A 25,680-nucleotide genomic window follows, 5' to 3' on the forward strand; every position below is an offset into this window, starting at 1 on the left:
TCGCGTTCTTCGACCGGTCCGGCACCAGCAACGGCCCCACGGAGGCCATCAACGGCCGCCTCGAACACCTCCGCGGCACCGCCCTCGGCTTCCGCAACCTCAGCCACTACATCGCCAGATCACTACTCGAGTCAGGAGGATTCAGACCCCAACTACACCCTCGTTCGTGAAGAGCCCCAAAAGGCCACCAGCGGGGGCCATCCCAAATAGATCGCTCCTCGGTCGATGCCGTTTGAGCGCGGCTGCGTCTCCACTTACGCACTCGTTCGTGTCGAGCATGGGCACTTTGGCCGCTAGCCGCCGGCCGACGAGACCCTTGCCCGATGAGCGGCGGTCCGGCGGCTCGTCTCGCTCGAGGAGCGGCGAGAGCAGAACCGTTGGACGCCCGACGCCCCCGAGGTGCCTCACGAGGTCTGGGCTACCGACGACGTCGACGCTGGCGGCAAGCGTTGGAGCGAGCGGTTTCCCACGAAGTACCCGGCGGTAGCGTAGATGGCAGAGCAGGTGCCGTCGGTGCGCTCGGGGGTGCATCAGCGGCATGAGGTGCGACGGTCTGGTTGTGCGGCGCTACCGACTGCGGGAATGGCGAGCCGATGAGCCAGCACCGCCGCGACGGGCCAGTGCGAGGCCAGCTCCTGTTAGATCTCAATGCGGCGACGCGCGGGTCGCGCGGGGACTACCCGCTCGCGGCTCCGACGAGGCGGTCGTGAACGAGGAAGATGTGGCGGACGTGTTGGTAGGCCGCGAGGGCGGCGACCGGGCTCGAGAGTTCCACGCCCACGAGTGGGGTCACGCGGCGCTTTGCTGGGCCTTCCAGGAAGGGCGTTCAGAGAATGGCTGGGCGCACGTCGGACGCGATGACGCCGCACGGCTACGGCCTCCTTTGGGACGTTCAGCTCGAACAGTCGCCCGAGCGCGGGGATGACTTCTTCGCCCAGCGCCCAGCACAGGGCCGGCAAACAGGCTGAGGCACCGTAGACCGAGTAGTTGGCACGCAATCGGCGCCCGAGTCGACGCATCCCCCGAGGCTAGCTTCTCCTAAATGGTGGCACAGACTTGGCCCTGTCTTGTTAATAGGGGGGCATCGGTTCGAATCCGGCGAGGGGCTCGAACGCGGTTCCCCTGTCCTGACGGGGGTATCGCTTTTCTTCTGCATGGATGCGACCGGCCAGCGCGGCCGGCGCGAGCCGGTGACCGGGGCATCAGTGGCATCATGGGCGCAACTGTTGGCGACGCTGGGGGAGTGCCGTGAAGAAGTCCAGGTCCATGACCGCGCTGGCGGTCGCAGCCGTGCTTGCGCTGACCGCCTGCGGCCAGGGCGGGGTGCCGGGGGTGCCCGGGCTCAGCTCCGGGGGAGGCGCCACCGCGCAGTCGGTGAGCCCGCCCGCCCCTGGAGGGGGCGTTGATCCGAGCGGCCCGCCGTCCCTGCCCTCGGCCGGCCCGGTCAGCCCAGGCGGCCCGGAAGGCACGCCGGACACCCCGGGGTCGCAGGGCCCCGAGGGCGCAGCACCCATCCCCGCCACCGGCAACCGCGCTGGCGGCGTGGTCCTGGAGACCCCCAGCAGCATGGCGCCGACGGGCGGCGGCCACCTGACGAGCGCGGAACTCCAGGCCGCGGAGGACGCCACCTCGGTGGCGCCCGGCGGGGCCCGCCCCCGCGGCGTGGACTCCTCCGGATCGCCCGAACAGCTCATCATCTACGCGGACCTGCTGTGCTCGCACTGCGCCAATTTCCAGAACACCAACGCGGCGGCGATCTCCCAGTAGCTCGCTGAAAAGAAGGTCACCGTGGAGTACCGGCTCGTGCCGATCCTGCCCTCCGGCTCCGCGTACCCGGCGCGCGCCGCCAACGCCCTGTACTGCGTGGCCGACAAGGATCCGGCAGGTTTCCTCCCAGCCATGAAGGCCCTGTACGCGGATCAGCGCGAGCGCAGCGACGAGGAACTGGCTTCTGTGGTCACGCAGGCCGGCGGTCCCGACGTGAGCGAATGCATCGCCAGGGGCACCTTCCGTCCCTACGCCGCGGTCTCCAAGGGCAACATGCTGCTGGACGGCGTTCCGGGAACCCCTGCGATCTTCATGAACGGTGAGGAGTTCGACGGCGCGAGCTTCGACGAGTTCAAGGCCTGGGTCGAGGAGCGCTTCTAAACAGCACTGGGTGCTCAGCGCTGGCGCAGCCGAGGAATGGTCGAAAGCTCCGCAAACCATTGTTGGGGGAGCTCGTGGGACTTGGTCGCCTGCAGCGTGACTTGCGTGGACACGGCGTTCCCCTTCAACCTCAGCCATGCGAGGGCCAGTACCCCTCCCGAGGCGAGGTGCTGGACTACCGGAGCGAAGTGCACGCTACTCGCGGCGGACAACGTACCGACGGGCTGCCCATCGATGCGGACTTCGATGACGTCCTTCGGTGACTTGGCCGTGCCGCCAACCGTCACGTGGAGCGTGCCGAGTGCGAGTCCGTCGCCCGCAGGCGAGACGTATCGCGCCAAGGTGCCCTGGTACTTCTCCTCGCCGGTGAGTTGGAGGGCGTTGCCCCACGGAAGCAATGACGAGGCGGCTTCGGGAGGGTCGTTGACGGGGATCAGCAGGTGCGGATCTTTGAGGGCCAAGCGGAGATTCGCGAAGTAGCGGGGCTTGCGCGGCTTGTCGTAGTCCTTGCGCGCGACGGCCCACAAGTTGGCCCGCGCCGTGGGGGCGAAGCCCGCCCTGACGAGGTCCATCAGCACCGGTTGGTACTCCCGCGCGTCGTCGCGTCCGAGATATCCGGCGGTGCGGCCGCCCAGTTGCACGGCGACAGCGTTCGCATCGTGCGGATTGTCCGGCTCCGGCACGAGAGTGGCGGTCAGGTCCTCCAGAACCATCTCTTCGTCGAGCCGGGGTGCGCGCCCCAGCGCGGCGTGAATCGCCTCCATGTAGGCAAACTCCGCCTCGACCTCGACTCCCGGCCGGCCGCTTCCGCCGGCGAGCGGGTAGGGGGCGCGAGCACCCGTGGGCTGGCGCTCGCGCGTGCTTGCGGGAGCCGGGCGGCGACCGAACAGCCTGCGCTTGCGGGGCGCCTCCTCGGTCGCGGCGACGACAGCGGCGGACGTGGCCGAGACTCGAGCTTCAACGGGACGTTGCAGCGGAACCAGCGGGTCGTGGACCGCTGCCCCGTTACTCGCTGCCGTGTCGGTCCAGTTCGTCCCGTCCCAATATCGGTGCTGATGCCGTCCCGTCGGGTCCGGGTACCAGTCGGCGGGCGGGGACGGGGGCAGCTGATTCATGCGGAGACCTCCGGGGGACGGCGCTGCAGAATGAAGTGAGCACCACCCAAAGGAGAACGGGCGTTTGGCGCGAGGGGCCGGCCCGGATCACAGGCCATCAGGGGAACAACGCCCGACGCCGCGTCGTTGAGTCTTCATGGAACCTCACCTCGAGCGGCGCTCGCCGCCGGTGGCGGCTCCGCCCCAGCAGCATCCCTCCCCAGGAGTAGTAGACGTGAGCAACCCCGCCTCCCCGCTGAAGGTCGCCGTGCTCGGTGCCGGCCACGTGGGCACCGTGCTGGCCCGCCTGTCAGTGGCCGCCGGCCACGACGTGCGCCTGGCCACGACCCGAGACGCCCGCGAGCTGGCCCTCATCGCCGACTTCCTGGTCCCCGGCGTCACCGCCACGTCCATCCCGGAGGCCGTCTCCGACGCCGACCTGGTCATCGCCGCCGTGCCGCTGCACCGCTACCGCACGCTGGATGTCGAGGCGCTGCGCGGCAAGGTCGTGGTTGACCTCATGAATTACTGGGCAGGCACCGACGGGCGCATCGACGAGTTCGAGGTGCCGGACACCTCCGCCGAGGTGATCGCCGCCTTCCTGGACGGCTCCCAGACCGTCAAGACGCTGAACCACATCGGCTACCACGAGATGGAATCCGACCACCGCCCCGCCGGCGACCCCGAGCGCCGTGCCGTGGCGCTTGCCGGCAACGACGAGGACGCCAAGGCCCTCGTGGCCCGCTTCCTCGACGAGATCGGCTTCGACCCGGTGGACGCCGGCGACCTCGCCGCGAGCGCCGGCTTCCAGCCAGGCACCCCCATCTTCAACGGCTCCTTCGACGCGCAGCAGATGCGCGCCGCGCTCGACGTCGCCGTGCCCGAGCCCCAGCGCGCCTGACCCGGACGCCCGGCGCAGCCGGGTTCAGCCCGGCCAACCCGGCCCGCGCCCACCGGGCGTTGCCCGCGAACGCGGGCACGCGCCGTCGGGCACCGGGCCCCTGATCGCAAGGCCCCCTGCTGACAAGACAGGTGCCCGAGCAACGCGAAAGGCCCTCCCCGTGAAGGGGAGAGCCTTTCGCGTGGTCGGCGCTACGGCTCAGGCGTCGTAAGTGTAGAAGCCCTTGCCGGTCGCGCGGCCGAGCTCGCCGGCGTCGATCTTTTCCTTGAGCTTGGCGGCCACGGCCTGGTGGGCCGGGTCGGGGTTCGAGGAGGTGATGTTGTAGGCCGTGGTCAGGCCCACCACGTCGAACACCTGGAACGGACCCATGGGCGAACCGGTGGCGAGCTTCCAGGTCTTGTCGATGGTCTCCGGATCGGCGAAGTCGCCGGCCCACAGGCCCGCCGCGGCGTCGAGCCACGGCACCAGGAGGGAGTTGAGCAGGTAGCCGGCCTTCTCCTTCTTCAGGACGATCGGCACCATGCCCATCTCGGCGGCGTACTCCTCGACCTCGCGCTTGGTCTCCTCGGAGGTGGCGGGCACGGGCATGACCTCGGCCGTGTTGTGCTTCCAGATCTCGTTGGCGAAGTGCAGCGCCAGGAACTTCTCCGGGCGGTCCGTCGCGTCGACAATGTCGGAGGGCAGCAGGGTGGAGGAGTTGGTCGCGAAGATCGTCTTCTCCGGGGCCACGGCCGAGAGCTTCTCGTAGGTGCCGCGCTTGATCTCGATCTTCTCCGGCACGGCCTCGATGACGAGGTCGGCGTCCTTCACGGCCTCGGCGAGATCGGCGGTGAAGGTCATCGACTCGAGGGCGGCCTGGGCCTTGCCACCGGCGGCGCCGTCGACCTCGGCCTCGTAGCGCTTGGCCAGGCCGGCCGCGCGCTCGCGGCCGGCGGCCACGGCGTCGTCGTTGATGTCATAGGCCGTGACGGTCTTGCCGGCAAACGCCGCCTGGTAAGCGATCTGGGAACCGAGGACGCCGGTGCCGAGGACCGTGACGTGCTGGATGTTGCTCATCGTGACTCCTGCTGTGTGGTTGGGGTGTTGTTGACGACCTCGGTGCGGTTCAGGGCCCGCACGAGGAGTTCGAATTGGCCTCGCAGGTCCGCCCGGGAGAGCAGCGGGAAGCCGGCGCGAGCGCGGCGCGCCACGCTGAGTTGGATCGCGTCCCAGGCGGCGGAGCCCGCGAGGCGGGCCTCCGTGGCGAGGTGCCCGACGGCGGCCGGGGCCGCGGGTGCCTCGCCCGCCGGGGCGGGGGGCTGGGTGGGATCCACCTCAGTGGCGGCCGCGCCGGAGGCGCTCGCGAGCGATGCGGCGAGCTCCTCGAAGGGCTCGGCGATGGCCAGCTCCCAGCGGCGCGCGATGCGCTCGCCCTCGCTGAGGTAGTCGCCGCCTATGGTGGGGAAGAGTAGCTCGCGCTGATAGAGGGCCGCGTTGTCCGGGCGCTCGTCACCGATCGCCAGGAGCGCGCCGGCCAGAGCGTCCACGCGTCCCACGGTGTCCAGCGGGTCCAGCGCGGCGGCGGTCGAGAGGCCGCGGTCAAGGGCCGCCTCGAAGCGCGTGTTGAGCGCCAGGACGAGCAGCTCGGTCTTGGAGCAGGCGTAGCGGAAGAGGGTTCCCTCGGCGACGTCTGCGGCGCGGGCGATGGCCTCCGTCGTCACGTCCGCGAAGGGGGCCTCGTCGAAGAGGGTGGCCGCAGCGTCTGCGATGCGGGCCGCGCGCTCGAGCTTGCCGCGTTCGCGGCGGCCGAGCGGCTGGGGCTGCGTGCTCACGGGGCCTCCTTTCCGGGTCGCTTTCCCACCGAGGCGAATTCCTGAGTGGACTCATGAATGAGTCTACTCATTTTTTCGACGGTGGAGTGTCTGCTCCCTCACACGCGATGTTGCCCCGCGCAGGCCCCACGCCGGCCGCGCGCGTTGTAGCGTGGGCGCCGTGATCGAGTTCCAGCACGTGGGCAAGGACTATCCGGACGGCACGCGCGCCGTGGGCGACGTGTCGCTGAGCCTCGAGGCGGGCAGCTGCACCGTGCTCGTCGGCTCCAGCGGCAGCGGCAAGACGACGCTCCTGCGCATGGTCAACCGCATGGTGGAGCCGAGCCGCGGGCGCGTGCTCGTGGACGGCCGCGCTGTGCGCGAGGCCAATCCCGTCCAGCTCCGCCGCGAGATCGGCTACGTCATGCAGGGCTCCGGCCTGCTCCCGCACCGCACGGTCCTCGCGAACGTGGAGACCGTGCCGCTGCTGCGCGGGGAGAGCAAGCAGGAGTCGCGGCGCCGCGCCCTGCTGCAATTGGAGCGCGTGGGGCTGGACCCCCTCAGCTACTCCCGCTATCCGGGCCAGCTCTCCGGTGGCCAGCAGCAGCGCGTTGGCGTGGCCCGCGCCCTCGCCTCCGATCCCGACGTGCTGCTCATGGACGAGCCCTTCGGTGCCGTCGACCCGCTCGTCCGCGCCGAACTACAGGCCCAGCTGCGTGCCCTGCAGGACGAGCTGAAGAAGACCATCCTCTTCGTTACCCACGACATGGACGAGGCCCTGCTCCTCGCCGACCGGATCGTGGTGCTGCGCCCCGGCGGCGAAATCGCCCAGGACGCCACCCCCGAGGAGATTGTCTCCGCCCCCGCCGACGACTTTGTGCGCGGCTTCCTGGGCCTGGACAGCGCCCAGCGCGCGCTGCACCTGCAGCCAGGCGCGGCCGGCGATGTGGTGCTCGATCGTTTCGGCCGGCCGCTCGGCGTGGTGCCGCGCGCGCCCCAGGAGTCCTGAACCGTGCAGTGGATCCTCGCCAACGGCCAGTTGCTGCTGCAACGCACCCTAGAACACCTGTCCCTCGCGCTGCCTGCCGTGGTGCTGGCCCTGCTGCTCTCCCTGCCGCTCGGTTGGCTCGCCGCGCGCTTTAGCGCCTCGCGTTGGTTGTTGGTCTCCGGGACGGGCCTGCTCTACGCGATCCCCTCGCTCCCGCTCTTTGTCATGCTTCCGGCGATCCTCGGCACGGGGCTACGCAGCCCCATCAACGTTGTCGCGGCGCTCACGCTGTACGGCGTGGCGCTCATGGTGCGTTCCGTGAGCGACGCCCTGCGCGCCGTGGACCCCACCGTGCTCGACGCGGCCAAGGCCCAGGGCATGGGCGGCTGGCGGCTCACCTTCGGCGTGCAGCTACCGCTCGCGATCCCTGCCCTCACCGCCGGCTGGCGCGTCGTGGCGGTCTCGACCGTCTCGCTCGTGACCGTGTCAGGCGTGCTCGGCCTGCCCTCGCTCGGCCTGCTCTTTGTTGACGGCTTCCAGCGCGGCATCACGGAGGAGATCGTGGCCGGCCTTGTGCTGACCGTGGTCCTCGCCGTGCTGCTCGACCAGCTCATCAGCCTGCTCGGCCGCCTCCTGGCGCCGTGGGCCCGGCGGGCGGTGGCGGCATGAACCTCTTCGCTCAAGCCCTCGCCTGGGTCTTCGACCCCGCGAACTGGGCCGGCCCGGACGGCCTCGGGATCCGCCTGGCCGAGCACCTCGGCTACACGGCTCTCATCCTGGCCATCTCCGCCGTCGTCGGCATCCCCCTCGGTTACCTCGTGGGGCACACCGGCCGCGGCCGCAATCTGGTGGTGTTGCTCTCTGGGGCCGCCCGCGCCCTACCCTCGCTCGGCCTCGTGACGCTCCTGGCGCTGTGGTTGGGGCTCGGGCTTCCGGCTCCCGTCATCGCGATGGTGGTGCTCGCGCTGCCGCCGATCCTCGCCGGCGGGTACGCGGGTGTCGACGCCGTGCCTCGCACCGTGACGGACGCCGCCAAGGCCCAAGGCATGAGCCCCCTCCAGGTCCTCACCAAGGTGGAGGCGCCCCTGGGGCTGGGGCTGCTCATGGGCGGCGTGCGCTCGGCCACGCTTCAGGTCGTCTCCACCGTCATGCTGGCCGCCTACGTCAGCGCGGGAGGCCTGGGCCGCCCGCTCTTCCTCGGCCTGAAGACGCAGGATTACCCCATGATGCTCGGGGCCTCCTTGGTGACCATCGCGCTCGCCTTGGCGCTCGACGTCGTGCTGGCCGGCCTCCAGCGCTGGTTTGCCCGCCGGGGCAGGTGACGCTGTCGGGCCAGCGGGTTAGGGTGGCAAAGCCCGGGTACCCGGGCCCTGTCGGACGAAAAGAGTTGCCATGCGTACGTCCATCCAGTCCACCAGCGCGGCGGGTCGCGGCGGCGTCACCCGGCGGCGCGCCCTGGCCGCCGGCGGCGCGGCCGTCCTTGCCTTGACCCTGGGGGCCTGTGGGTCCTCGGATCCCCTTGCCTCGTCCTCTGCGTCCGGTTCGGCGGCTTCCGGCGCCCTCGTGGTCGGCTCGCAGCAGTACTACTCGAACGAGATCGTGGCCGAGCTGTATGCCCAGTCCCTCGAGCACGCGGGATTCACGGTCACGCGGCAGTACCAGATCGGCCAGCGCGAGGTCTACATGGACCAGGTCAAGGCCGGCAAGATCGACGTCTTCCCCGAGTACACGGGCAATCTGCTGCAGTACCTCGACAAGTCGGCCACCGCGACCGATCCGGCCGAGGTGCTCTCGGCCCTGCGCAGGGCGCTGCCGAGCGGGCTGAGCGCGCTGGAGCCGGCCGCCGCCACCGATCAGGACAGCTTCAACGTCACGAAGGCCACGGCGGATCAGTATGGGCTCAAGACCATCGCCGACCTCTCCAAGCTCCCGCAGCCCGTGAAGATCGCCGGAAACTCCGAGCTGGCCAAGCGCCCGTACGGGCCGGAGGGGCTCAAGTCCGCCTACGGCATCGAGGCGGAGATCTCGCCGGTGGAGGACGGCGGCGGCCCGCTCACGGTCAAGGCCCTCAAGGACGGCTCGGTGCCTGTCGCCGACCTCTACTCCGCCAGCCCGGCGATCGCCACCGAGGGATTCGTGACCCTCGAGGACCCCAAGCACCTCGTCCTGCCGCAGAACGTGGTGGCGCTGGCGTCCTCCAAGGTGGATGACAAGGCCAAGGCGGCGATCGCGGCCGTGGACGCCAAGCTCAGCACCGAGGCGCTCGTGGAGCTGAACCGCAAGAGCGTCGAGGACAAGGCCAGCAGTGCCACCCTCGCCAAGGACTGGCTCACGCAGCAGGGCCTGCTCTAAGCCGGGCCCCGCGGCGCGCCGATGCGCGCCGCGGGGAGAGGTCGATTTGGAAGTGCGCGCGAGACCGGATAAACTTGTCGAGTACGCCGAATCACTTCGGTTCGTGGATCTTTAGCTCAGTTGGTTAGAGCGTTCGCTTCACACGCGAGAGGTCGCTGGTTCGAGTCCAGTAAGATCCACTATCGCACCCTGCACGAAGGACCCGCTCCGCTGGAGCGGGTCCTTCGTCGTTTCAGCGCCCCTGCGCCCGTTCAGGTGTGCGTTCCGGCGGCGCTCTCCTCCTTCACCCGGCGTTCTCCTCCCGCATTTTTCGTTCCATCCCGTACAGAAGGGGCGGGATGGAACGAAAAGTGCGGGACGGGGGCGACGGCGCGGGGTGGGCCCCAGCGTCGTCGGGCACCTTGTCGCCGGGCGTCTTGTCGCTGGGCACTCGACGGGTGGAACAGCGCGGGCGGCCGGCACCAAGGGTGCCGGCCGCCCGTTTCGCGCCGGGAGTGGGGCTCAGGCCTCGTTCTTGAGCAGCTCCAGCACGCGGGGCTTGACCTCGGTGCCGAGCAGCTCGATGCTGCGCAGGTTATCGGCGTGCGGCAGCGAGCCGTGGGAGTACTTCACGTCGAGGCGGTTCAGCCCCAGCCCGCCCGCGATGCGCGTGAGCTTCGCCGCCACCGTCTCGGGCGAGCCCACGGCGAGGTTTCCGTCCTCCTCCGCGGCGGCCATGAACTGGCCCTTGGTGTAGGGCGGCCAGCCGCGGTCGGCGCCGATGCGATCCATGGAGGCCTGGTAGTGCGGCCACAGGGTCGTCAGGGCCTCCTGGTCGGTCTCCGCAACGAAGCCGTGCACGTGGGCGCCGATGGGCTGCTCGGTGCCGTCGAGCTCGCCGAGGGCGCGGCGGTAGAGGTTGGCCAGCGGCTTGAAGGAGAGCGGATCGCCGCCGATGATCGCGAGGAAGAGCGGCAGGTTGTGGCGGGCAGCGCGGATCACGGACTGCGGGGAACCGCCCACGCCCACCCAGGTGAACAGGCGGCCGTCGTCCTCGATCTCCGGGTAGGCCTTGGCGTTCGTCAGCGACGGGCGCAGCTTGCCCTCCCAGGTCACTGGCTCGTTCTTGAGCAGCTGGGCCAGAAGGTCGAGCTTCTCCTCGAAGAGCTCCTCGTAGTTGCGCAGGTCAAGGCCGAAGAGCGGGAAGGACTCGATGAAGGAGCCGCGGCCGGCGATGATCTCGGCGCGGCGGTTGGAGAGGGCGTCCACCGTGGCGAAGCGCTCCATGACGCGCACCGGATCATCGGAGCTGAGCACGGTCACGGCGGAGCCGAGGCGGATGCGCTCGGTGGCCTGCGCCACGGCGGCGAGGACCACCTCGGGCGAGGTGACGGAGTAATCGGGACGGTGATGCTCGCCCACGCCAAAGAAGTCGAGGCCGGCGGCCTCGGCGGCGACGCCCTCGGCCACGACGTCGCGGATCACCTGGGCGTGCGAGGTGACGCCGCCGCCGGGCGCGGCGGTGATGTCGCCGAAGGTCTCGACGCCGATCTGCAGCTCGGACTGCGCGGTGGGGGCCTCGACGATGCCGGTGGGGGTGCTCATGTCTCTCCTGACCGTTCCGCCGCGATCCGGCGAACTCTTTGACGTGTCAACTATATCCGATGCCGGGCATTCCCGCACGCCCCGTGTCCAAGTTCTCATGCCAGTTCACACCGCGTCCCTGGGCCGCGGCCAGCGCCCGCTCGTAGAGTGGGAAACACAGCCAGTCACCGTTGCTTCAGGAGGAATCACGGGCGTGAAGAAGCCGAGTCCTCAGCGCCAGCCAGGCGAGGACACCGCGGCACACCTCGCGGTGCCGCTGCCCGCCGTCCCGCCCTCGGCCGCCGGCGCGCTGCGCACCGATGCGCCGGCCCCGGGAGAGGGGGTGCCCACGCCCCGGGTCTCGCTCCTGCGCCAGGTGACCGCGAGCCAGCTGGCCGCCGACGGCACCCCGGTGCCCAGCGGCACCCAGGCCGGCCCCGCCGCGTCGTCGGGCAGCGAAGCGCCGCCGGCGCGACCCGCCGGCCACGCCGGTGGCACCACCCAGTCGCCCGCCGAAGCGAGTCCCTCCACCTCCCCGTACGTGCTCCAGCAGGGCGCCAGCACCACGGCGGTCCCGCAGCAGGCGCACCCGCAGGCGCGCCGGCTGCTGCGCCGCTTCATCGAGGACCAGGCCCCGCCCACCACGACGTTCAACATCGTTGACCGGCTCGTGGGGTCCCCGTATGCCAACCCCACCGTGGCCCCGACGCCGGAGAGCGTCGAGGAGCTCGCGCGCCCCGTGCTGCTCTTCGCCCTGGATCTGGCCGAGGCCATGTTCCGCTGGGGCGCCGGCGCGCTGGACGTGGAGACGAGCGTCATCGCCGTCACCGCCTCGCTGGGCCTGCGGCACGTGGACGTGGACATCACCAACCAGTCGGTCCACCTGAACCACGCCCCGCCCGAGGGGCTGCCCGTCTCGATGCTGCGCGTCGTGCGTTCCTCGAGCGATAACTACGCCGGCCTCACCCTGGTGCATCAGCTCGTCGCCGACATCACGGCCGGCCGCGTGGGGCTCGAGTTTGCCCGCAACCGCCTGCGCTCCATCCGGCGCAGGCACAAGCCGTACTCCAAGCCGATCGTCCTGGCCGCCGGCGCGCTCTTTGCCGGCTTCTTCGTGCTCGTGATCGGCGGCAGCGTCAACGGCGCGCTCGCCGCGACGGGTTCCTCGCTGCTCGTGACGCTCGTGACGCGGCTCGGCTCGCGCTGGAGCGTCCCGTCCTTCTTCTCCGTGGCGGCCGGCATGTTCGTGGCCACGGTCGTGGCGTTTGTGCTGTTCCAGCTCGACTGGCTCAGTCATCCCGAACTGGTCGTGGCCGGCGGCATGATGCTCCTGCTCCCGAGCGGGCGCTTCGTCTCGGCGGTGCAGGACGGCATCTACGGCTTCCCGGTCACGGCGGTGGGGCGGCTCTTCTCGGCGCTGCTGACCTATGCCTCGATCATCTCCGGCATCTTGGTGGGCGTCGCGGCCTGGAGGGCCTTCTCCACGCGCGACCTCGACCTCGCCGCCGCCCCGGATTCGCCCTCGCTTCCGCTGCCGATCCTGTGCCTGCTCGTGGCCGGTGCGGTGGTGTGCGGCGCCGTGGTGCAGCAGGTGGCCCTGCGGCACCTGTGGATCATCGCCGCTATCTCCGTGGCCGGTTACCTGGTGCTGCGCCTCTTCACCGACTACGTCTGGCACAGCCCGCGCCTCGCCCCGGCCATCGCGGCCGTGGTGATCGGCCTGTTGGCCCGCTGGATCGGCCTGCGCATCGGCACCACGCCGCTGGTCCTGGCGGTCCCTGCGATCGTCATCCTGCTGCCCGGCCTCTCGATCTTCCGCGCCATGTACCGCATGGCGGACGACAACGAGATCAGCGCGGGCCTCGTGGGCATGTTCAACGCCTTCGCCGTGATCATGGGCATCGCCGCCGGCGTGGCCCTGGGCGACACGCTCGCCCGTCCCTTCACGAAGGATTGGAACGCACGCGCCCGCAAGCGGATCCGCCGGCGCTGACGTCCCGTGGCCGCGCGGGGCCCGGCCGTGTGGCCGGGCCCCGCGCGTGGTTAGAACAGGGTGCCCGACGACGCGTCGTCGCCGAAGGCGGGGAGGCGCCAGTCCACGGGGTCCACGCCGAGCGCGGCGAGGGCCTCGTTGGCGCGGGTGAAGGGCCTCGACCCGAAGAAGCCCCGGCGCGCGGAGAGCGGCGATGGGTGTGCCGTCGCGATGATCGGGTGATCGCCCAGGAGCGGCGTCAGCTCCTGCGCGTGTTTGCCCCACAGGATGGCGACCGGCGCCCCCGGGCGCGCGCCGAGGTGCGCCACGACCGCGTCGGTGACGGCGCCCCAGCCGAGGCGGGCGTGGGACCCTGCTTCGCCCGCCGCCACCGTGAGCGTTCGGTTCAGCAGCAGGACGCCCTGTTCCTCCCATGCGCTCAGATCGCCGTGCGAGGGCGGGGTGAGCCCCACGTCCGCGCGGAGCTCCTCGTAGATGTTGGCGAGGCTGCGCGGCAGCGGCCGCACCGTCGCCTCGGTGGAGAAGGACAGGCCAACGGCGTGCCCCGGCGTGGGGTAGGGATCCTGGCCCACGATGAGCACCTTGACGGCCTCGGGCGCCATTCCCAGCGCCCGCCAGACGCGCGGCTCGGGCGGAAGGAGGCGCTCGCCGTCGTGCGCCCTGGCCTCGAGGGCGGCGCCCAGCGCGGTCAAGCGCTCCCTGAGCGGCGCGAGCACGGGGAGCCAAGCGGCATGCACCCCGCGCTCGCCCCACGCCTCGGCGGAGTCGAGGAGGCCGGGGGAGGGGACGATGCTGCGGTGGCTCATGCCACCATGCTCCCAGCCCCGTCCTCCCGGTGCACACAGGCTCGGCCCCGTAGGATGGACGCCGTACCCAAGCGGAGGAGGAGGCAAGCGCGTGGAGACCGGGGAGGAACCCGTCGCCGAGGCGCGGGACACCCCGCTGACGCCGACGGAGCAGAAGATGCTTCGCCTGGAGTCGCGCCCCTTCAAGTACGCAGGTGCCAAGCAGGAGGCGATCCGCGCGCTCCTGAACCTGAGCAGTGCCGTCTACTACCAACGCCTGAACCGGCTCATCGACTCCGAGGCGGCCGAGGCCTTCGACCCCCAGCTTGTCCGGCGCCTGCGGGCCTCCCGCCCGGCGCCCCTGGCAGCGAGCAGCACCCCCGTGCGCCGCTCGCTCCCGGGCCCGGACACTGAACACGAGGAAAGCTAAGCGATGAACGAGTACCCCCGCGACGAGTTCGACGACGTCTCGGAGCACACCCGCCGCGAGGGTGCCCACCGTTCGTTCGTGCAGCTGCGCGACCCCCGCACGGGGCTCTGGGCCCTCATCGTGTGCGGCGTGCTGGCGCTCATCGTCGGCGTGCTCATGTTCACCGTGGTCAAGCCCTGGGCCTCCTCCGCGCTGTCCACCGCGAGCGAGTCAACCGAGACCACGACGAGCGGCAGCGTGACGGGTGCGGCCTCCAGCGCGGCCGGCTCCGCCGCGCCGTCCTCCTCCGAGAGCGCCCCCGCGAGCACCGAGGCCTCCAGCTCCGCCCCCGCCTCCTCCGAGGCTCCCTCCACGAGCGCCTCCGCGAGCGAATCCACCGCCGCGAGCAGCACACCCGCCAGCACGAGCGCCGCCGCCGCGGACCTGTCCACCTCCGTCGGCGTGTACAACGCGACCTCCGTGTCCGGCCTGGCCCAGAAGTCGGCCGCCATGCTGAGCAACGGCGGCTACAGCACCGTGCGCACCAACAACTGGGGCAAGAAGGCCTCGACCTCCACGGTCTACTACAAGACCTCGGCGAACCGCGCGACGGCCGAGGCCATCGCCGCGAAGCTCGGGATCTCCTCGGTGGCCCAGGTTTCCAACATCCCGGCGCCCGTCTCCGTGGTGCTCGGCGCGGATCAGCTGACCCGCTGACCCGGCCGCCGGGCGCGGCGCCTGGCCGGCACCTGGCCGGCACCCGGCGCGGCGGCAGGCCTGTGGCCTGGCTCCGGACCGGGCCTCGGACGGGGCCTCGGACCGGGCCCGTCGCCGGGTGCCTCGCCGCTTCCCCACCCGGCTCGCTTAGCCCTCGGCGCAACGCGCCCGCCCGTCTTGCACTCGGGGTGGTCGAGTGCCAACATGGAGTTAGCACTCCTGCGGTGAGACTGCCAGGCACGGCCTGCGCGGGCTCTGCCGCACGGAGATCACCGGAACCGGTGAGGTGAGGCGACATTGCCCGGCGCCACAGTCGTCGCGGTGATTCGCCGTCCGTCGCGGGCACCTGCCGCCGTTCCGAGAACGCACGTCAGTTCCGGAAAGGACACGCAATCGCCATGGCCAAGACCATTGCATTCGACGAGGAAGCCCGCCGCGGCCTGGAGAAGGGTCTGAACACCCTGGCCGACGCCGTCAAGGTCACGCTCGGCCCCCGCGGCCGCAACGTGGTGCTGGAGAAGAAGTGGGGCGCCCCCACGATCACCAACGATGGTGTCTCCATCGCCAAGGAGATCGAGCTCGAGGATCCCTACGAGAAGATCGGTGCCGAGCTCGTCAAGGAGGTCGCCAAGAAGACCGACGACGTCGCTGGCGACGGCACCACCACCGCCACCGTCCTGGCCCAGGCCCTCGTCAAGGAAGGCCTGCGCAACGTTGCCGCCGGCGCCGACCCGATCTCGCTCAAGCGCGGCATCGAGAAGGCCGTCGCCGCCGTGACGGAGGAGCTCCTGGCCGCCGCCAAGGAGATCGAAACCAAGGAAGAGATCGCCGCCACCGCGTCCATCTCCGCCGGTGACACCCAGGTCGGCGGCCTCATCGCCGAGGCCCTGGACAAGGTCGGCAAGGAGGGCGTGATCACGGTCGAGGAGTCCAACACCTTCGGCCTGACGCTTGAGCTCACCGAGGGCATGCGCTTCGACAAGGGCTACATCTCCGCGTACTTCGTCTCCGATGGCGAGCGCCAGGAGACCGTGCTGGAGGATCCCTACATCCTCATCGTCAACTCCAAGATCTCCGCCGTGAAGGACCTCGTCCCGGTGCTGGAGAAGGTCATGCAGACCGGCAAACCGCTGCTGATCATCGCCGAGGACGTCGAGTCCGAGCCGCTGGCCACCCTGGTCCTGAACAAGATCCGTGGCACCTTCAAGTCCGTCGCCGTCAAGGCCCCGGGCTTCGGCGACCGCCGCAAGGCCATGCTGGCCGACATCGCCATCCTGACCGGCGGCCAGGTCATCTCCGAGGAGATCGGCCTCAAGCTGGACACCGCCGGCATCGAGCTGCTCGGCAAGGCCCGCAAGGTCGTCGTGACCAAGGATGAGACCACCATCGTCGAGGGCGCCGGCTCCGCCGAGGAGATCGCCGGTCGCGTGCAGCAGATCCGCGCCGAGATCGAGAACACCGATTCCGATTACGACCGCGAGAAGCTGCAGGAGCGCCTGGCGAAGCTGGCCGGCGGCGTGGCCGTCATCAAGGTCGGCGCCGCCACCGAGGTCGAGGTCAAGGAGCGCAAGCACCGCATCGAGGATGCCGTGCGCAACGCCAAGGCAGCCGTGGAAGAGGGCATCGTCGCCGGCGGCGGCGTGGCCCTGATCCAGGCCGGCAACAAGGCCTTCGAGAAGCTCTCCCTGGAGGGCGACGAGGCCACGGGCGCCAACATCGTCAAGGTCGGCATCGAGGCCCCGCTGAAGCAGATCGCCTTCAACGCCGGCCTGGAGCCGGGCGTTGTCGCCGACAAGGTCAAGTCCCTGCCCGCCGGCTCCGGCCTCAACGCCGCCACCGGCGTGTACGAGGACCTGCTGGCCGCTGGCGTCAACGACCCGGTGAAGGTCACGCGTTCCGCCCTGCAGAACGCCGCCTCCATTGCCGGCCTGTTCCTCACCACCGAGGCCGTCGTGGCCGACAAGCCGGAGAAGAACGCCCCGGCCGCCGGTGGCGACGAGATGGGCGGCATGGGCGGCTTCTGAGCCTCCCCCGCTTTCTCAAGCACAGCCAGCGGCCCCTCGCTTCACGCGAGGGGCCGCTGGCCTTTTGTGTGCCCGACGGCGGGTGGCCGGCTTCCCCGGCCGGGTGCTGCTGCCAGGTACCACGTGCCAGGAGCCGGGTGCCGGGTGCTGGGTGCCGCTCGCAAGGCCCGTCGCCCCATCCCGCCTTTTTCGTTCAGTCCCGGGCAAAGCGTGCGGGATTCGACGAAAAAGGCGGGAGTCCAGGGTGAGGAAGGCCCGACGGCGGGTGGTCGGGGAGCGGCTCCGGGCGCGGCTACCCCTGGGAGTGTTCGAGCCCGCGGAGCTCGGCCTCGAGATTGGCGCGGGCGGGTGCCTCCCACGCCTCGTGGGCCGTGCGCGTCGAGTAGAGGCGCTCCCGGCCCAGCAGCGTGCGCAGCACCGCGGCGCGGCCGGTGGCGAAGTCGGTGTCGCTCACGTGGGCGTAGTCGCGGCGCACGTCCTCCACGTAGCGCCGGTAGGAGGCCTCGGGGCGGGCGAGGACGCGCAGATCGGCGTCGCTGAGAAGGGCCGCCGCCGCGTCCTGAGGCTCGTGGTGGGCCGTCATGAGGATCAGTTCCCCGACCCGGCGAATGCTGCCGCGCGCCTCGAGGCCCTCCAGGTCGCTCGCCGCGAGCTCGGCGGAGGCCGCCTCGTCCGCGCCGGCCACGCCGTCGTACACGGCGTCGTGCCACCAGGCGGCGAGCCGGGCGGCCCGGGCGTCGGCGGCAGGGGAGGCGCCGCCCGGGCTCCGTTCGGCCTCGCGCGGGGCGAGCCAATCGAGCCCCCGCAGGACCTGCGCCAGGTGGCGGCGGTCGTGGTAGTGCCGTTCGGGGCCGGCCCAGCGACCCAGCAGGTCATCGACCAAGCCGCCCGAGTCCGGCAGTAGCACCCCGAAGTCGCGGCGCAGCCAGGCGTCGTGTCGGTCTGGGCGCTCGCGCGCGGGGATCCGCAGGCCGCCCCGGATGAGGCGGCGCGTGAGTTCGGTGGCCGACACGGACTCGGCGCCCGCCGCCACGAGCTCGGCGTGACGCCGGGCCGGGACGTCGTAGTGGTCCCGGTCGAAGGCGCGGTCGGGAAGCCCCGCCGCTCGGGCGAAGGCGTGCAGTTCCTCGAGCGAAGCATCCGAGACGAGGTGCGAGAACGTGGTGCCGTGGGCGGGCCACAACGGCGGGTCGATCAGGATGCTCATGTGGCGAGCCTACGGCGGCCCCGCAAAGTTACCCGCCGGTCTGTCTGGACACCGTCAGGAAATATCCTAGAGTCGAGTGGTCCTCATCACATCTTTTGAAAGGCCAGCATGCTGACCTCTTCAGGTAGGACGTCCAACGTCCCCACTTCTGCCCGTGTTGACCGCTCCCGCCCCGGCCGCCTCGGATGGCGCGTTGTCGGGACCGTCGGGGCCTCCCTCGCCCTGGCCGCCGTCTCGCTCGTCCCGGCGCAGGCGGCACCGTCACCCGTCGTTGAGGGCTCCCAGCCGCCCGTGGCGGCGTCCGCCGCCTCGACGCAGTACAACGCCTCGTGGTCCCTTCCTTCCTTCTACGAGGAGACCCAGCTGGCCACGAACGGCCAGGGCGGCTTCCCGAACTACCGCATCCCGGCGCTCACCGTGGCTCCCAACGGCGACCTGCTCGCGTCCTACGACGGACGCCCCACGGGCGGCGATGCCCCGGGCCCGAACTCCATCCTGCAGCGCCGCAGCACCGACGGCGGCAAGAGCTGGGGCGCCCAGACCGTGGTGGCCGCCGGCGTCACGAGCGCCCCCAAGCGCGGCTACTCCGATCCCAGCTACATCGTGGATCGCCAGACGGGGGAGATCTTCAACTTCCACGTCCTCTCCTTCGACCAGGGCTTCTTCGGGTCCACGGCCGGAACGAGCCTGGAGAACCGCAATGTGCTGCATGCGGCTCTCTCCCGCTCCACCGACAACGGTGTGACCTGGAGCGGCGAGGTCATCACCGACCAGATCACCCCGCAGGCCGGCTGGATCTCCCGCTTTGCCGCCTCCGGGCAGGGCATCCAGCTGCGCTACGGCCCGCACGCCGGCCGACTGGTGCAGCAGTTCACGATCCGCACGTCCGCGGGTGCGCTGCAGGCCGTGAGCGTCTACTCGGATGACCACGGCGCCAGCTGGAAGGCCGGCACGTCCGTGGGGACGGGGATGGACGAGAACAAGACCGTGGAGCTCTCCGACGGCACGATCATGCTCAACTCCCGTGACTCGGCAGGCTCCAAGGCCCGCAAGGTCGCCTACTCCACGGATGGGGGAGTGAGCTACGGCGAGGTTACGCTCGACCGCAATCTGCCCGATCCCACCAACAATGCCTCGGTGCTGCGCGCGTTCCCGGATGCGCCCCAGGGCTCGGCCGAGGCCAAGGTCTTGCTCTTCTCCAACGCCGGCAGCACCTCCTCGCGCACCAACGGCACGGTGCGCATCTCCTTCGACGACGGCAAGACGTGGTCCGGCTCGCGGGTCTTCCAGACCGGCGGCATGGCCTACTCGACGCTGGCGACGCTGCCCGACGGATCCATCGGGCTGCTCTACGAGCCGGACGGAGGCAACGGCGGCATCCGCTTCGCGCGCTTCAGCCTGGCGTGGCTCGGGGCCCTGCCCGTCACCGTGACGGCCGAGGCCGCCGAACTCGAGCTGGGCACCCACGGGAAGGCGAAGGGCACCGCGACCACCGACGTTACCGTCACCCTCAGCAACGTCTCCTCCTCCGCGCTCAAGCTGGACCGCGTGGCGCTGGCCGCCGGCCCGGGCTGGACGGGAGAGGACAAGGGCGTCGGCACCCTGCGCCCCGGGCAGAGCAAGCGGGTCAAGCTCAAGCTGACCTCGCCGCGCGGCCTCCACGCCGGTGACTACATCGGCCTCGTGACCGTGACCGCAGGGGCTGAGTCCTCCACCTCCAAGGTGGCGCTGAACCTGCCCGCGACGGGCGAGGAGCTCGTCACGGTCGCGGCCCAGGCCGAGGGCACCGGAGAGGTGTCCGTGGGGGACAAGGTGGCCGTTACGTACCGCGTGAGCAACCGCTCGCAGGCGACGCTCGCCCTGGTGCCGACCGGCGACCTGAGCGGGTTCAGCCGCCCGTCGGCGCCGAACTGCGGCTACTCGGCGCTGGCCGCCGGCTCGTCCTACACCTGCACCACGGCCTTCCACACGGTGACGGCTGCCGATCTCGCCGCCGGCGGCTTCACCCCGAGCACCTCCTGGGAGCTGCGCGTCGGTGGGTACTCCGGGACGCTGATCCAGACGCTGCGCCGCAACGGCCCGTTGGTGCCGCTGACCGAGGCCCGGTAGCTGCACCGAGTCGGCGGGCCGAACCCGAACGGTGGGGGCGGGGTGTCTTCGAGACGCCCCGCCCCTTCGTCTGCCCAGCCGGTTCATCCGGCCGTGGGGAGTTCGCCCTCCCGGGTCACGGTCCGCGGGAGGCCGCGTCTCCCCTTGGTCCTCAGGAGGAGAACAGGCTCGCGTTGGCCCGTTCCACCTCGTCGTACTGGGTGGAGGCGCTGCTGAGGGCGCGGCTGATCTGCGCCAGGGACTCCTCGACCTTGGACTGGACCTGCCTCCACTGGGTGATGAGCCCCTGGAACTGCTGGCTGGCCGCGCCGCTCCACGAGCCGCTCAGGTCTTGCAGCGAGGCGTGCATGCTCGAGACCTCGGAGCGCACCCGCTCCGCCGTGGCGAGCACCTGTGCGCTCTTGGTGCGCATGAGCGCTGTGTCGGTGCTGAACGTGGCCATGGTTCCTCCTGTAGTCCGGGATGCCGCCATCCGCGTGACGGCCGGAACCCCACTCTTCCGCGCCACGAGCCCGGCCACGGCCGGGCGGTCGCCGGCTGGGGAGGACCCACCGAGGTGCGTGCGCTGTGAGGGGACCGGCCCGCCGTCGTTCAGCGCCCGGGTCAGCGCCGCCGGCGCGGCGAGCCCCCGCCGCCCGGCCCGTTCTCCGGGCCATCAACGGCGTCGCCCGGTCCGCCGCCGTCGCGCTTGTCGGCCTTGTCCGTGCCCTTGTCGTCCTTGCGCTCGCCACGGCGGGAAAACGTGCTGCGCAGCAGCTGCAGGGAGCGCGTGACCGGGGCGGCCTCGCGCCCGCGCGCGGGCTCTGCCTCGTCGGCCGTCTCGGCCTCGGCCTCGTCCACGGCCTCCGGGGGAGCCACATAGGGGACGCGCAGGGACATGGTGGCGCCGCCCTCGGGCGTCTCGCTGAGCCGGATGCCGCCGTCGTGCTGCTTGGCGATGGCCGCGACGATGGCCAGGCCCAGACCCGTGCCGCCGGTCTCGCGCTGGCGGGAGATGTCGCCCCGGTAGAAGCGTTCAAAGATGCGGGCCGCGTCCTCGGCCGGGATGCCGTGGCCGTGGTCAACGATCGCGAGGACGGCGTCCGAATGGCCGGCGATCACCTCGCGCACGCCCACGGCCACCTCGATGGGCGTGCCGGCCGGGGTGTAGCGCAGGGCGTTGGTCATGAGGTTCACGACCACCTGGCGCAGCTTCGACTCGTCGCCCATCGTGGGAGCCGAGCGCGGCGGCGCCCCATCGATCCCGACGAGCCGCACCTGGCGGTCCGGCGCATTCACGCGGGCGTCTGCGACGGCGTCGCCGGCGATGACCAGGAGGTCCACTGGCTCGGACTCGAGCGGCCGCTCCTCATCGAGGCGGGCCAGCATGAGCAGGTCCTCGACGAGCTGCGACATGCGCTTGGCCTCGTTCTCGATGCGTCCGATCGCCTGATCCAGCGGCTCCCCGGCAGGGATGCCGCCGTGGCGATACAGCTCCGAGTAGCCGCGAATCGTCACCAAGGGGGTGCGCAGCTCGTGCGAGGCGTCCTGGACAAAGCGACGCATCTTGTCCTCGGACGCCGCCTGGGCGCGGAACGAGGCCTCGATCCGGGCGAGCATGGCGTTCAGAGACGCGGAGAGTCGCCCCACCTCGGTCTCAATGGGGTACTCCTCGACGCGCCTGGCCAGATCGCCGCCCGCGATCGCCGCGGCCGTCCGCTCCACCTTGATGAGCGGCCGGAAGGCACGCGTCGTGACGGCGTAGCCGATGAGGGACATGACCATGGTGGCGAGGGTTCCCACGAGCAGGATGGAGGCCACCGCGCGCTCGGTGTTGCCGACCGTCTCGGCGAGCGGCGTGGCGATGATCGCCGAGCCCTGGGAACCGAGGTCGGCCACGGCGATGACCCTCCAGCCGCGGGAGGTCGCGGTGGTGCCAGGCACCGTGAAGGGCGTTCTCTCCCGCTCCACCACCGTGTCCGGCAGCAAGGAACTGATGGCCGGCCGGTCCGTCCCGCCCACGCTGTTCTCGAAGATCTGCTGCCCTGCCTCGTCGAACACCGCCCCGTAGAACGTGGCGGTGCCGACGGTGCCGGTGCCCGTGATGTAGCTCTGCCCCGCCTCGATGGCCTCGTCCATGGCGAGGGTCATGGTGCGGGAATTGGCGCGCAGATCGGCGTCGACGCGCGCGATCAGGGCCGAACGCGTGGACTGGGCCGTGCCCCACGCGGTGGCGACGATGCCGGCCATCATGAGGGCGGCCATGAGCGCCACGAGCTTGGTGCGGAGGGAGACGTGACGCAGAAGGCGCGTCAGGGACTGCATGGTGTGATCTCGTCCTGAGGGGCTGTGCGGCTCAGCGGCGGTCGGCCGTGCGCAGGAGGTAGCCCACGCCGCGCTTGGTCTGGATCATCGGCTCCCACTCATCGCGGGAGTCGATCTTGCGGCGCAGATAGGAGATGTAGGACTCCACGATCGAGGCGTCGCCGTTGAAGTCGTACTCCCACACGTGGTCCAGGATCTGGGCCTTCGAGAGCACGCGGTTGGGGTTCATCATGAGGTAGCGCAGGAGCTTGAACTCGGTGGGGGAGAGGTCGATGACCTCGCCCGCCCGGCGGACCTCGTGCGCGTCGTCGTCCATCTGCAGGTCATCGACCACCAGGAGGGCGTTCTCCTCGTCCGGTTGGGTGCGGCGCAGCACGGCGCGGATGCGGGCCACCACCTCGTCGAGGCTGAAGGGCTTGGTGACGTAGTCGTCGCCGCCGACGGTCAGGCCCTGGACCTTGTCTTGGGTGTCGTCGCGGGCGGTCAGGAAGACCACGGGGAAGTGCCGGCCGGCCGCGCGCAGGCGGCGCGTGATGGTGAAGCCGTCCATATCGGGGAGCATCACGTCGAGCACGGCGAGGTCCGGTTCGTCGCGCTCGACGGCGGCGAGGGCCTCGCGTCCGTTGGCGGCGGCGGTCACGTCGAAGCCTGCGAAGCGCAGGGACGTGGAGAGCAGTTCACGGATGTTCGGCTCGTCGTCGACAACGAGCAACTTGGCCTCGGGCTGCTGGGCATTCATGGCTTCATCCTTGGCAGTCGAACTGGGAGTTCCCTGGGCGATCACTGTACGCCCGGCGCACGGGAGCGGGAAGGGTTTTCTACGGGAGAGGCCCGGCACCCCGTGGGCGGGGTGCCGGGCCTCAAACGCTGAGGGGCTCGGGGCTACAGGCCGGCTGCGCGGTCCGAGCGACGGCGGTCCCGGACGGCCACGAGGAGGAGAGAGACGAGACCGATGAAGGCCAGCGGCAGGCCCCACAGCCCCACGGCCATGAACGGGGGCCACACGGCGATGTCGGAGAAGTACTCGACGAGGATCGCCACGAGGGACAGGAGGGACACGATCATCGCGGCCACGGTCACCACGAGGAGGGTGCCGCGGACGGCGCCGCCGGACTGGGTTGCTTGCTGCTGAGCCACGGGAACAGTTTAGGCGTCTTTTGAGGGCGCCAGCAGTGCATGTCGGGCCCGCCGGGCACCCTGGCGGTACGCTGGGGGAAGACTCGCGGCCGTCAGCGGCCGTTTTCCGGGCGCCCCGGGCCATGCAGGTCGCGGCGCGGCGCCGCAGCATGACACGACAGGAGTGGCCAAGAGCATGGCACGCGCAATCAAGCTGGACACCCAGCTGGCCGAGGCGGTGCGCGAGGCGCACGAGGCGCTCATCCCGCTCGTTCCCGCCGGTTCCGTCGGCGAACACCTCGGTGCCACGGCCGATGCCGATCGCCTCGTGACGCATCGCTTCGAGGCGAGCGTGACGGGCTACCGCGGCTGGGAGTGGTACGTGACGTTGGGCCGCGCCTCCCGATCCAAGGTCGTCACGGTGTGTGAGTCCGGGCTGCTGCCGGGGCCCGACGCGCTGCTCTCGCCCGATTGGGTGCCGTGGTCCGAGCGCATGAGCGCCGCCGAGTTGGCCTCGGCCCGGGGCGAGGCCACGCCCGACGACGCGGCGGCTGAGCCGGGCGAGAACGTCGCCGAGGCGGCGGCCGGGGAGACGGACGACACGGCCGCTAGCGCGGCCGAGGACGCCCAGCAGGACGAGCCGGCGGCCGGCGCCGCCGAGCCGGAGGACGACGCCTCGGACGGGGCGGACGATGCTGCGTCTGACGACGAGGCCTCGGACGAGGAAGCCGACGGGGCACCCGCCGCGCGTGCCCCGCGCCGTCGCCGCCGTCGTCGTCGTTCCTAAGGAACTCACCCCGGCGCCGGGCCACCGGCCCCGCCACCCCGCAACGCAGGAGGGGCCAGCCCGCCGGGCTGGCCCCTCCTGCGTTGCGCGGACGAGGATCAGGCGAGCTCGCCGAGCACGTGATCGATGCAGCGCGTCAGGGCGGTGACGTCCTCGGGATCGATGCTCACGAAGGTCGCGATGCGTAGCTGGTTGCGGCCCAGCTTGCGGTAGGGCTCCGTGTCAACGATGCCGTTGGCGCGCAGGGCCTTGGCGATCTGCTCGGCGTCCACTGACTCGTCGAAGTCGATGGTGCAGATGACCTGCGAGCGCTCGTCCGGGTTGGAGACGAAGGGCTTGGCCAGCGGGTGCGCCTCGGCCCACTGGTACAGGCGCGAGGAGGAATCCGCGGTGCGGGCGGTGGCCCAATCGAGGCCACCGTTCTCGTTCATCCAGCGGACCTGGTTCTCCAGGGTCACGAGGGTCGTGAGCGAGGGCGTGTTGTAGGTCTGGTTCTTGACCGAGTTGTCCACGGCGGTCTTCAGGTTCAGGAAGTCCGGGATCCAGCGATCGGAGGACGCGATGCGCTCCACGCGCTCCAGCGCGGCGGGGGAGAAGAGGCCGATCCACAGGCCGCCGTCGGAGGCGAAGTTCTTCTGGGGGCCGAAGTAGTAGACATCGGACTGGGAGACGTCCACGGGCAGGCCGCCCGCGCCGGAGGTGGCGTCGACGAGGACCAGCGCGTCATCGTCGGCGCCGGCCACGCGCTGCACGGGGGCAAACACGCCGGTGGAGGTCTCGTTGTGCGGCCACGCGTACACGTCCACACCCTCGGTGGCGTGCGGGGCCGGGCGGGTGCCGGGCTCGGCGGAGACGATCTCGGACGCGGCCAGGAACGGGGCCTTGTCGGTCGCCTTGGCGAACTTGGAACCGAACTCGCCGAAGGAGAGGTGCTGGGCCTTGTTCTGCACGAGGCCGAAGGCGGCGGCGTCCCAGAACGCGGTGGAACCGCCGACGCCCATGACGACCTCGTAGCCCTCGGGGGCCTTGAAGAGTTCGGCGAGGCCCTCCTGCGTGGCCTTCACGAGGTTCTTGACGGGGGCCTGGCGGTGCGAGGTGCCCAGCAGGGAAGCGCCAGCGGCGACGATCGCCTGGACCTGCTCGTCGCGGACCTTGGACGGGCCGGCACCGAAGCGTCCGTCCTTCGGGAGGAGGTCGGTGGGGATGGTGGGCTGCTCGGGCACGGGAGTACTCCTATGAAGTGCGCTGGTTCTGGCCCCGCTGGCTGTGTGGAGCCCTTTCCATGGTGGCGCACGAGGTGCCAAGGCGCCGCATCGTCGCACCTTATGTGACCGCGGCCCGGCGCCGGACCACGGGAGGTGAGGAAGGGCTAAGGTGGATGGTGGCCAATGCC

Annotated in this window: 25 protein-coding genes and 1 tRNA gene; 15 read left to right on the plus strand and 11 right to left on the minus strand. The window is 70.8% G+C overall.

Translation table 11 applies throughout. The annotated features are described in order from the left end of the window. The 3 genes from DWB68_RS07275 to DWB68_RS07285 form a co-directional block, all read left to right on the plus strand. Positions 1-170 (plus strand): transposase (locus DWB68_RS07275; RefSeq protein WP_147391616.1); only part of this gene is annotated, 170 nt, incomplete at its 5' end. A 1,096-nt stretch (positions 171-1,266) separates the two neighbouring features. After that, complete coding sequence (locus DWB68_RS07280; protein ID WP_119424488.1) at positions 1,267-1,767, plus strand: hypothetical protein; 501 nt, start codon at positions 1,267-1,269, stop codon at positions 1,765-1,767. 21 nt (positions 1,768-1,788) lie between these two features. Beyond that, the gene (locus tag DWB68_RS07285; RefSeq protein ID WP_119424489.1) at positions 1,789-2,148 is read left to right on the plus strand and encodes a DsbA family protein; all 360 of its coding nucleotides are present in this window, start codon (positions 1,789-1,791) and stop codon (positions 2,146-2,148) included. 14 nt (positions 2,149-2,162) lie between these two features. On the opposite strand, the gene DWB68_RS07290 is transcribed toward DWB68_RS07285, so the two are convergent. Beyond that, positions 2,163-3,263, minus strand: a complete 1,101-nt coding sequence (locus tag DWB68_RS07290) for a DUF2510 domain-containing protein (protein ID WP_119424490.1) — start codon at positions 3,261-3,263, stop codon at positions 2,163-2,165. 214 nt (positions 3,264-3,477) lie between these two features. Between DWB68_RS07290 and DWB68_RS07295 the strand changes: the two genes are divergently transcribed. Then, the gene (locus DWB68_RS07295) at positions 3,478-4,143 is read left to right on the plus strand and encodes an NADPH-dependent F420 reductase (RefSeq protein WP_233548667.1); all 666 of its coding nucleotides are present in this window, start codon (positions 3,478-3,480) and stop codon (positions 4,141-4,143) included. Between the two features lie 198 nt (positions 4,144-4,341). Here the strand turns inward: DWB68_RS07295 and DWB68_RS07300 are convergent, their stop codons facing one another. Both DWB68_RS07300 and DWB68_RS07305 read right to left on the minus strand, forming a co-directional pair. Further along, a complete protein-coding gene (locus tag DWB68_RS07300) occupies positions 4,342-5,199 on the minus strand; it encodes a 3-hydroxyacyl-CoA dehydrogenase (protein WP_119424492.1) in 858 nt (285 codons plus the stop codon). Then, positions 5,196-5,954, minus strand: coding sequence for a TetR/AcrR family transcriptional regulator (locus DWB68_RS07305; protein WP_158588239.1), 759 nt, complete (start codon positions 5,952-5,954; stop codon positions 5,196-5,198). The genes DWB68_RS07300 and DWB68_RS07305 overlap by 4 nt, the downstream gene beginning before the upstream one ends. A 160-nt stretch (positions 5,955-6,114) precedes the next feature. On the opposite strand from DWB68_RS07305, the gene DWB68_RS07310 reads away from it, so the two are divergent. The 5 genes from DWB68_RS07310 to DWB68_RS07330 all read left to right on the plus strand — a co-directional run bounded on the left by DWB68_RS07310 (position 6,115) and on the right by DWB68_RS07330 (position 9,452). Next, on the plus strand, positions 6,115-6,942 hold the full coding sequence (locus DWB68_RS07310; protein ID WP_119424556.1) for an ABC transporter ATP-binding protein: 828 nt from the start codon (positions 6,115-6,117) through the stop codon (positions 6,940-6,942). Positions 6,943-6,945: 3 nt separating this feature from the next. Then, complete coding sequence (locus DWB68_RS07315; RefSeq protein WP_119424494.1) at positions 6,946-7,590, plus strand: ABC transporter permease; 645 nt, start codon at positions 6,946-6,948, stop codon at positions 7,588-7,590. Continuing rightward, positions 7,587-8,243: an ABC transporter permease gene (locus tag DWB68_RS07320; RefSeq protein WP_119424557.1), complete on the plus strand. Its 657-nt coding sequence runs from the start codon at positions 7,587-7,589 to the stop codon at positions 8,241-8,243. Before DWB68_RS07315 ends, DWB68_RS07320 begins: the two co-directional genes overlap by 4 nt. A gap of 70 nt (positions 8,244-8,313) precedes the next feature. Then, positions 8,314-9,273, plus strand: coding sequence for an ABC transporter substrate-binding protein (locus tag DWB68_RS07325; RefSeq protein WP_119424495.1), 960 nt, complete (start codon positions 8,314-8,316; stop codon positions 9,271-9,273). A gap of 105 nt (positions 9,274-9,378) precedes the next feature. Next, a tRNA-Val gene (locus DWB68_RS07330) sits at positions 9,379-9,452 on the plus strand. 322 nt (positions 9,453-9,774) lie between these two features. On the opposite strand, the gene DWB68_RS07335 is transcribed toward DWB68_RS07330, so the two are convergent. Further along, positions 9,775-10,857 carry an LLM class flavin-dependent oxidoreductase gene (locus tag DWB68_RS07335; protein WP_119424496.1) on the minus strand — a complete coding sequence of 361 codons (1,083 nt, stop codon included), beginning with the start codon at positions 10,855-10,857 and terminating at the stop codon, positions 9,775-9,777. Positions 10,858-11,050: 193 nt separating this feature from the next. Between DWB68_RS07335 and DWB68_RS07340 the strand changes: the two genes are divergently transcribed. Further along, complete coding sequence (locus DWB68_RS07340) at positions 11,051-12,829, plus strand: threonine/serine exporter family protein (RefSeq protein WP_158588240.1); 1,779 nt, start codon at positions 11,051-11,053, stop codon at positions 12,827-12,829. Positions 12,830-12,879: 50 nt separating this feature from the next. On the opposite strand, the gene DWB68_RS07345 is transcribed toward DWB68_RS07340, so the two are convergent. Continuing rightward, a complete protein-coding gene (locus DWB68_RS07345; RefSeq protein WP_119424498.1) occupies positions 12,880-13,635 on the minus strand; it encodes a uracil-DNA glycosylase in 756 nt (251 codons plus the stop codon). Positions 13,636-13,726: 91 nt separating this feature from the next. Here DWB68_RS07345 and DWB68_RS07350 point away from each other — a divergent pair, with 91 nt between their 5' ends. The 3 genes from DWB68_RS07350 (at position 13,727) to groL (ending at position 16,764) form a co-directional block, all read left to right on the plus strand. Further along, positions 13,727-14,044, plus strand: a complete 318-nt coding sequence (locus DWB68_RS07350) for a DUF3263 domain-containing protein (protein ID WP_233548668.1) — start codon at positions 13,727-13,729, stop codon at positions 14,042-14,044. Between the two features lie 3 nt (positions 14,045-14,047). Beyond that, positions 14,048-14,740, plus strand: coding sequence for a LytR C-terminal domain-containing protein (locus tag DWB68_RS07355; RefSeq protein ID WP_119424499.1), 693 nt, complete (start codon positions 14,048-14,050; stop codon positions 14,738-14,740). Positions 14,741-15,138: 398 nt separating this feature from the next. Beyond that, positions 15,139-16,764, plus strand: a complete 1,626-nt coding sequence (groL, locus tag DWB68_RS07360) for a chaperonin GroEL (protein ID WP_119424500.1) — start codon at positions 15,139-15,141, stop codon at positions 16,762-16,764. A 292-nt stretch (positions 16,765-17,056) separates the two neighbouring features. Here the strand turns inward: groL and DWB68_RS07365 are convergent, their stop codons facing one another. Next, positions 17,057-17,971: a DUF4031 domain-containing protein gene (locus DWB68_RS07365; protein WP_119424501.1), complete on the minus strand. Its 915-nt coding sequence runs from the start codon at positions 17,969-17,971 to the stop codon at positions 17,057-17,059. Positions 17,972-18,079: 108 nt separating this feature from the next. On the opposite strand from DWB68_RS07365, the gene DWB68_RS07370 reads away from it, so the two are divergent. After that, complete coding sequence (locus DWB68_RS07370; protein ID WP_158588241.1) at positions 18,080-20,080, plus strand: exo-alpha-sialidase; 2,001 nt, start codon at positions 18,080-18,082, stop codon at positions 20,078-20,080. 151 nt (positions 20,081-20,231) lie between these two features. Here the strand turns inward: DWB68_RS07370 and DWB68_RS07375 are convergent, their stop codons facing one another. The 4 genes from DWB68_RS07375 to DWB68_RS07390 form a co-directional block, all read right to left on the minus strand. Continuing rightward, a complete protein-coding gene (locus tag DWB68_RS07375) occupies positions 20,232-20,522 on the minus strand; it encodes a WXG100 family type VII secretion target (RefSeq protein ID WP_119424502.1) in 291 nt (96 codons plus the stop codon). Between the two features lie 161 nt (positions 20,523-20,683). After that, positions 20,684-22,384 carry a sensor histidine kinase gene (locus DWB68_RS07380; RefSeq protein ID WP_119424503.1) on the minus strand — a complete coding sequence of 567 codons (1,701 nt, stop codon included), beginning with the start codon at positions 22,382-22,384 and terminating at the stop codon, positions 20,684-20,686. A 31-nt stretch (positions 22,385-22,415) separates the two neighbouring features. After that, complete coding sequence (locus DWB68_RS07385; RefSeq protein WP_119424504.1) at positions 22,416-23,123, minus strand: response regulator transcription factor; 708 nt, start codon at positions 23,121-23,123, stop codon at positions 22,416-22,418. 143 nt (positions 23,124-23,266) lie between these two features. After that, positions 23,267-23,521 carry a hypothetical protein gene (locus tag DWB68_RS07390; protein WP_119424505.1) on the minus strand — a complete coding sequence of 85 codons (255 nt, stop codon included), beginning with the start codon at positions 23,519-23,521 and terminating at the stop codon, positions 23,267-23,269. 175 nt (positions 23,522-23,696) lie between these two features. On the opposite strand from DWB68_RS07390, the gene DWB68_RS07395 reads away from it, so the two are divergent. Beyond that, positions 23,697-24,287, plus strand: a complete 591-nt coding sequence (locus DWB68_RS07395; protein ID WP_119424506.1) for a DUF3027 domain-containing protein — start codon at positions 23,697-23,699, stop codon at positions 24,285-24,287. Between the two features lie 98 nt (positions 24,288-24,385). On the opposite strand, the gene serC is transcribed toward DWB68_RS07395, so the two are convergent. Continuing rightward, complete coding sequence (gene serC / locus DWB68_RS07400) at positions 24,386-25,510, minus strand: phosphoserine transaminase (RefSeq protein WP_233548669.1); 1,125 nt, start codon at positions 25,508-25,510, stop codon at positions 24,386-24,388. Positions 25,511-25,680: the final 170 nt, after the last annotated feature.

The organism is Galactobacter valiniphilus, from assembly GCF_003575975.1.
GTDB classification, from domain to species: Bacteria; Actinomycetota; Actinomycetes; order Actinomycetales; family Micrococcaceae; genus Galactobacter; species Galactobacter valiniphilus.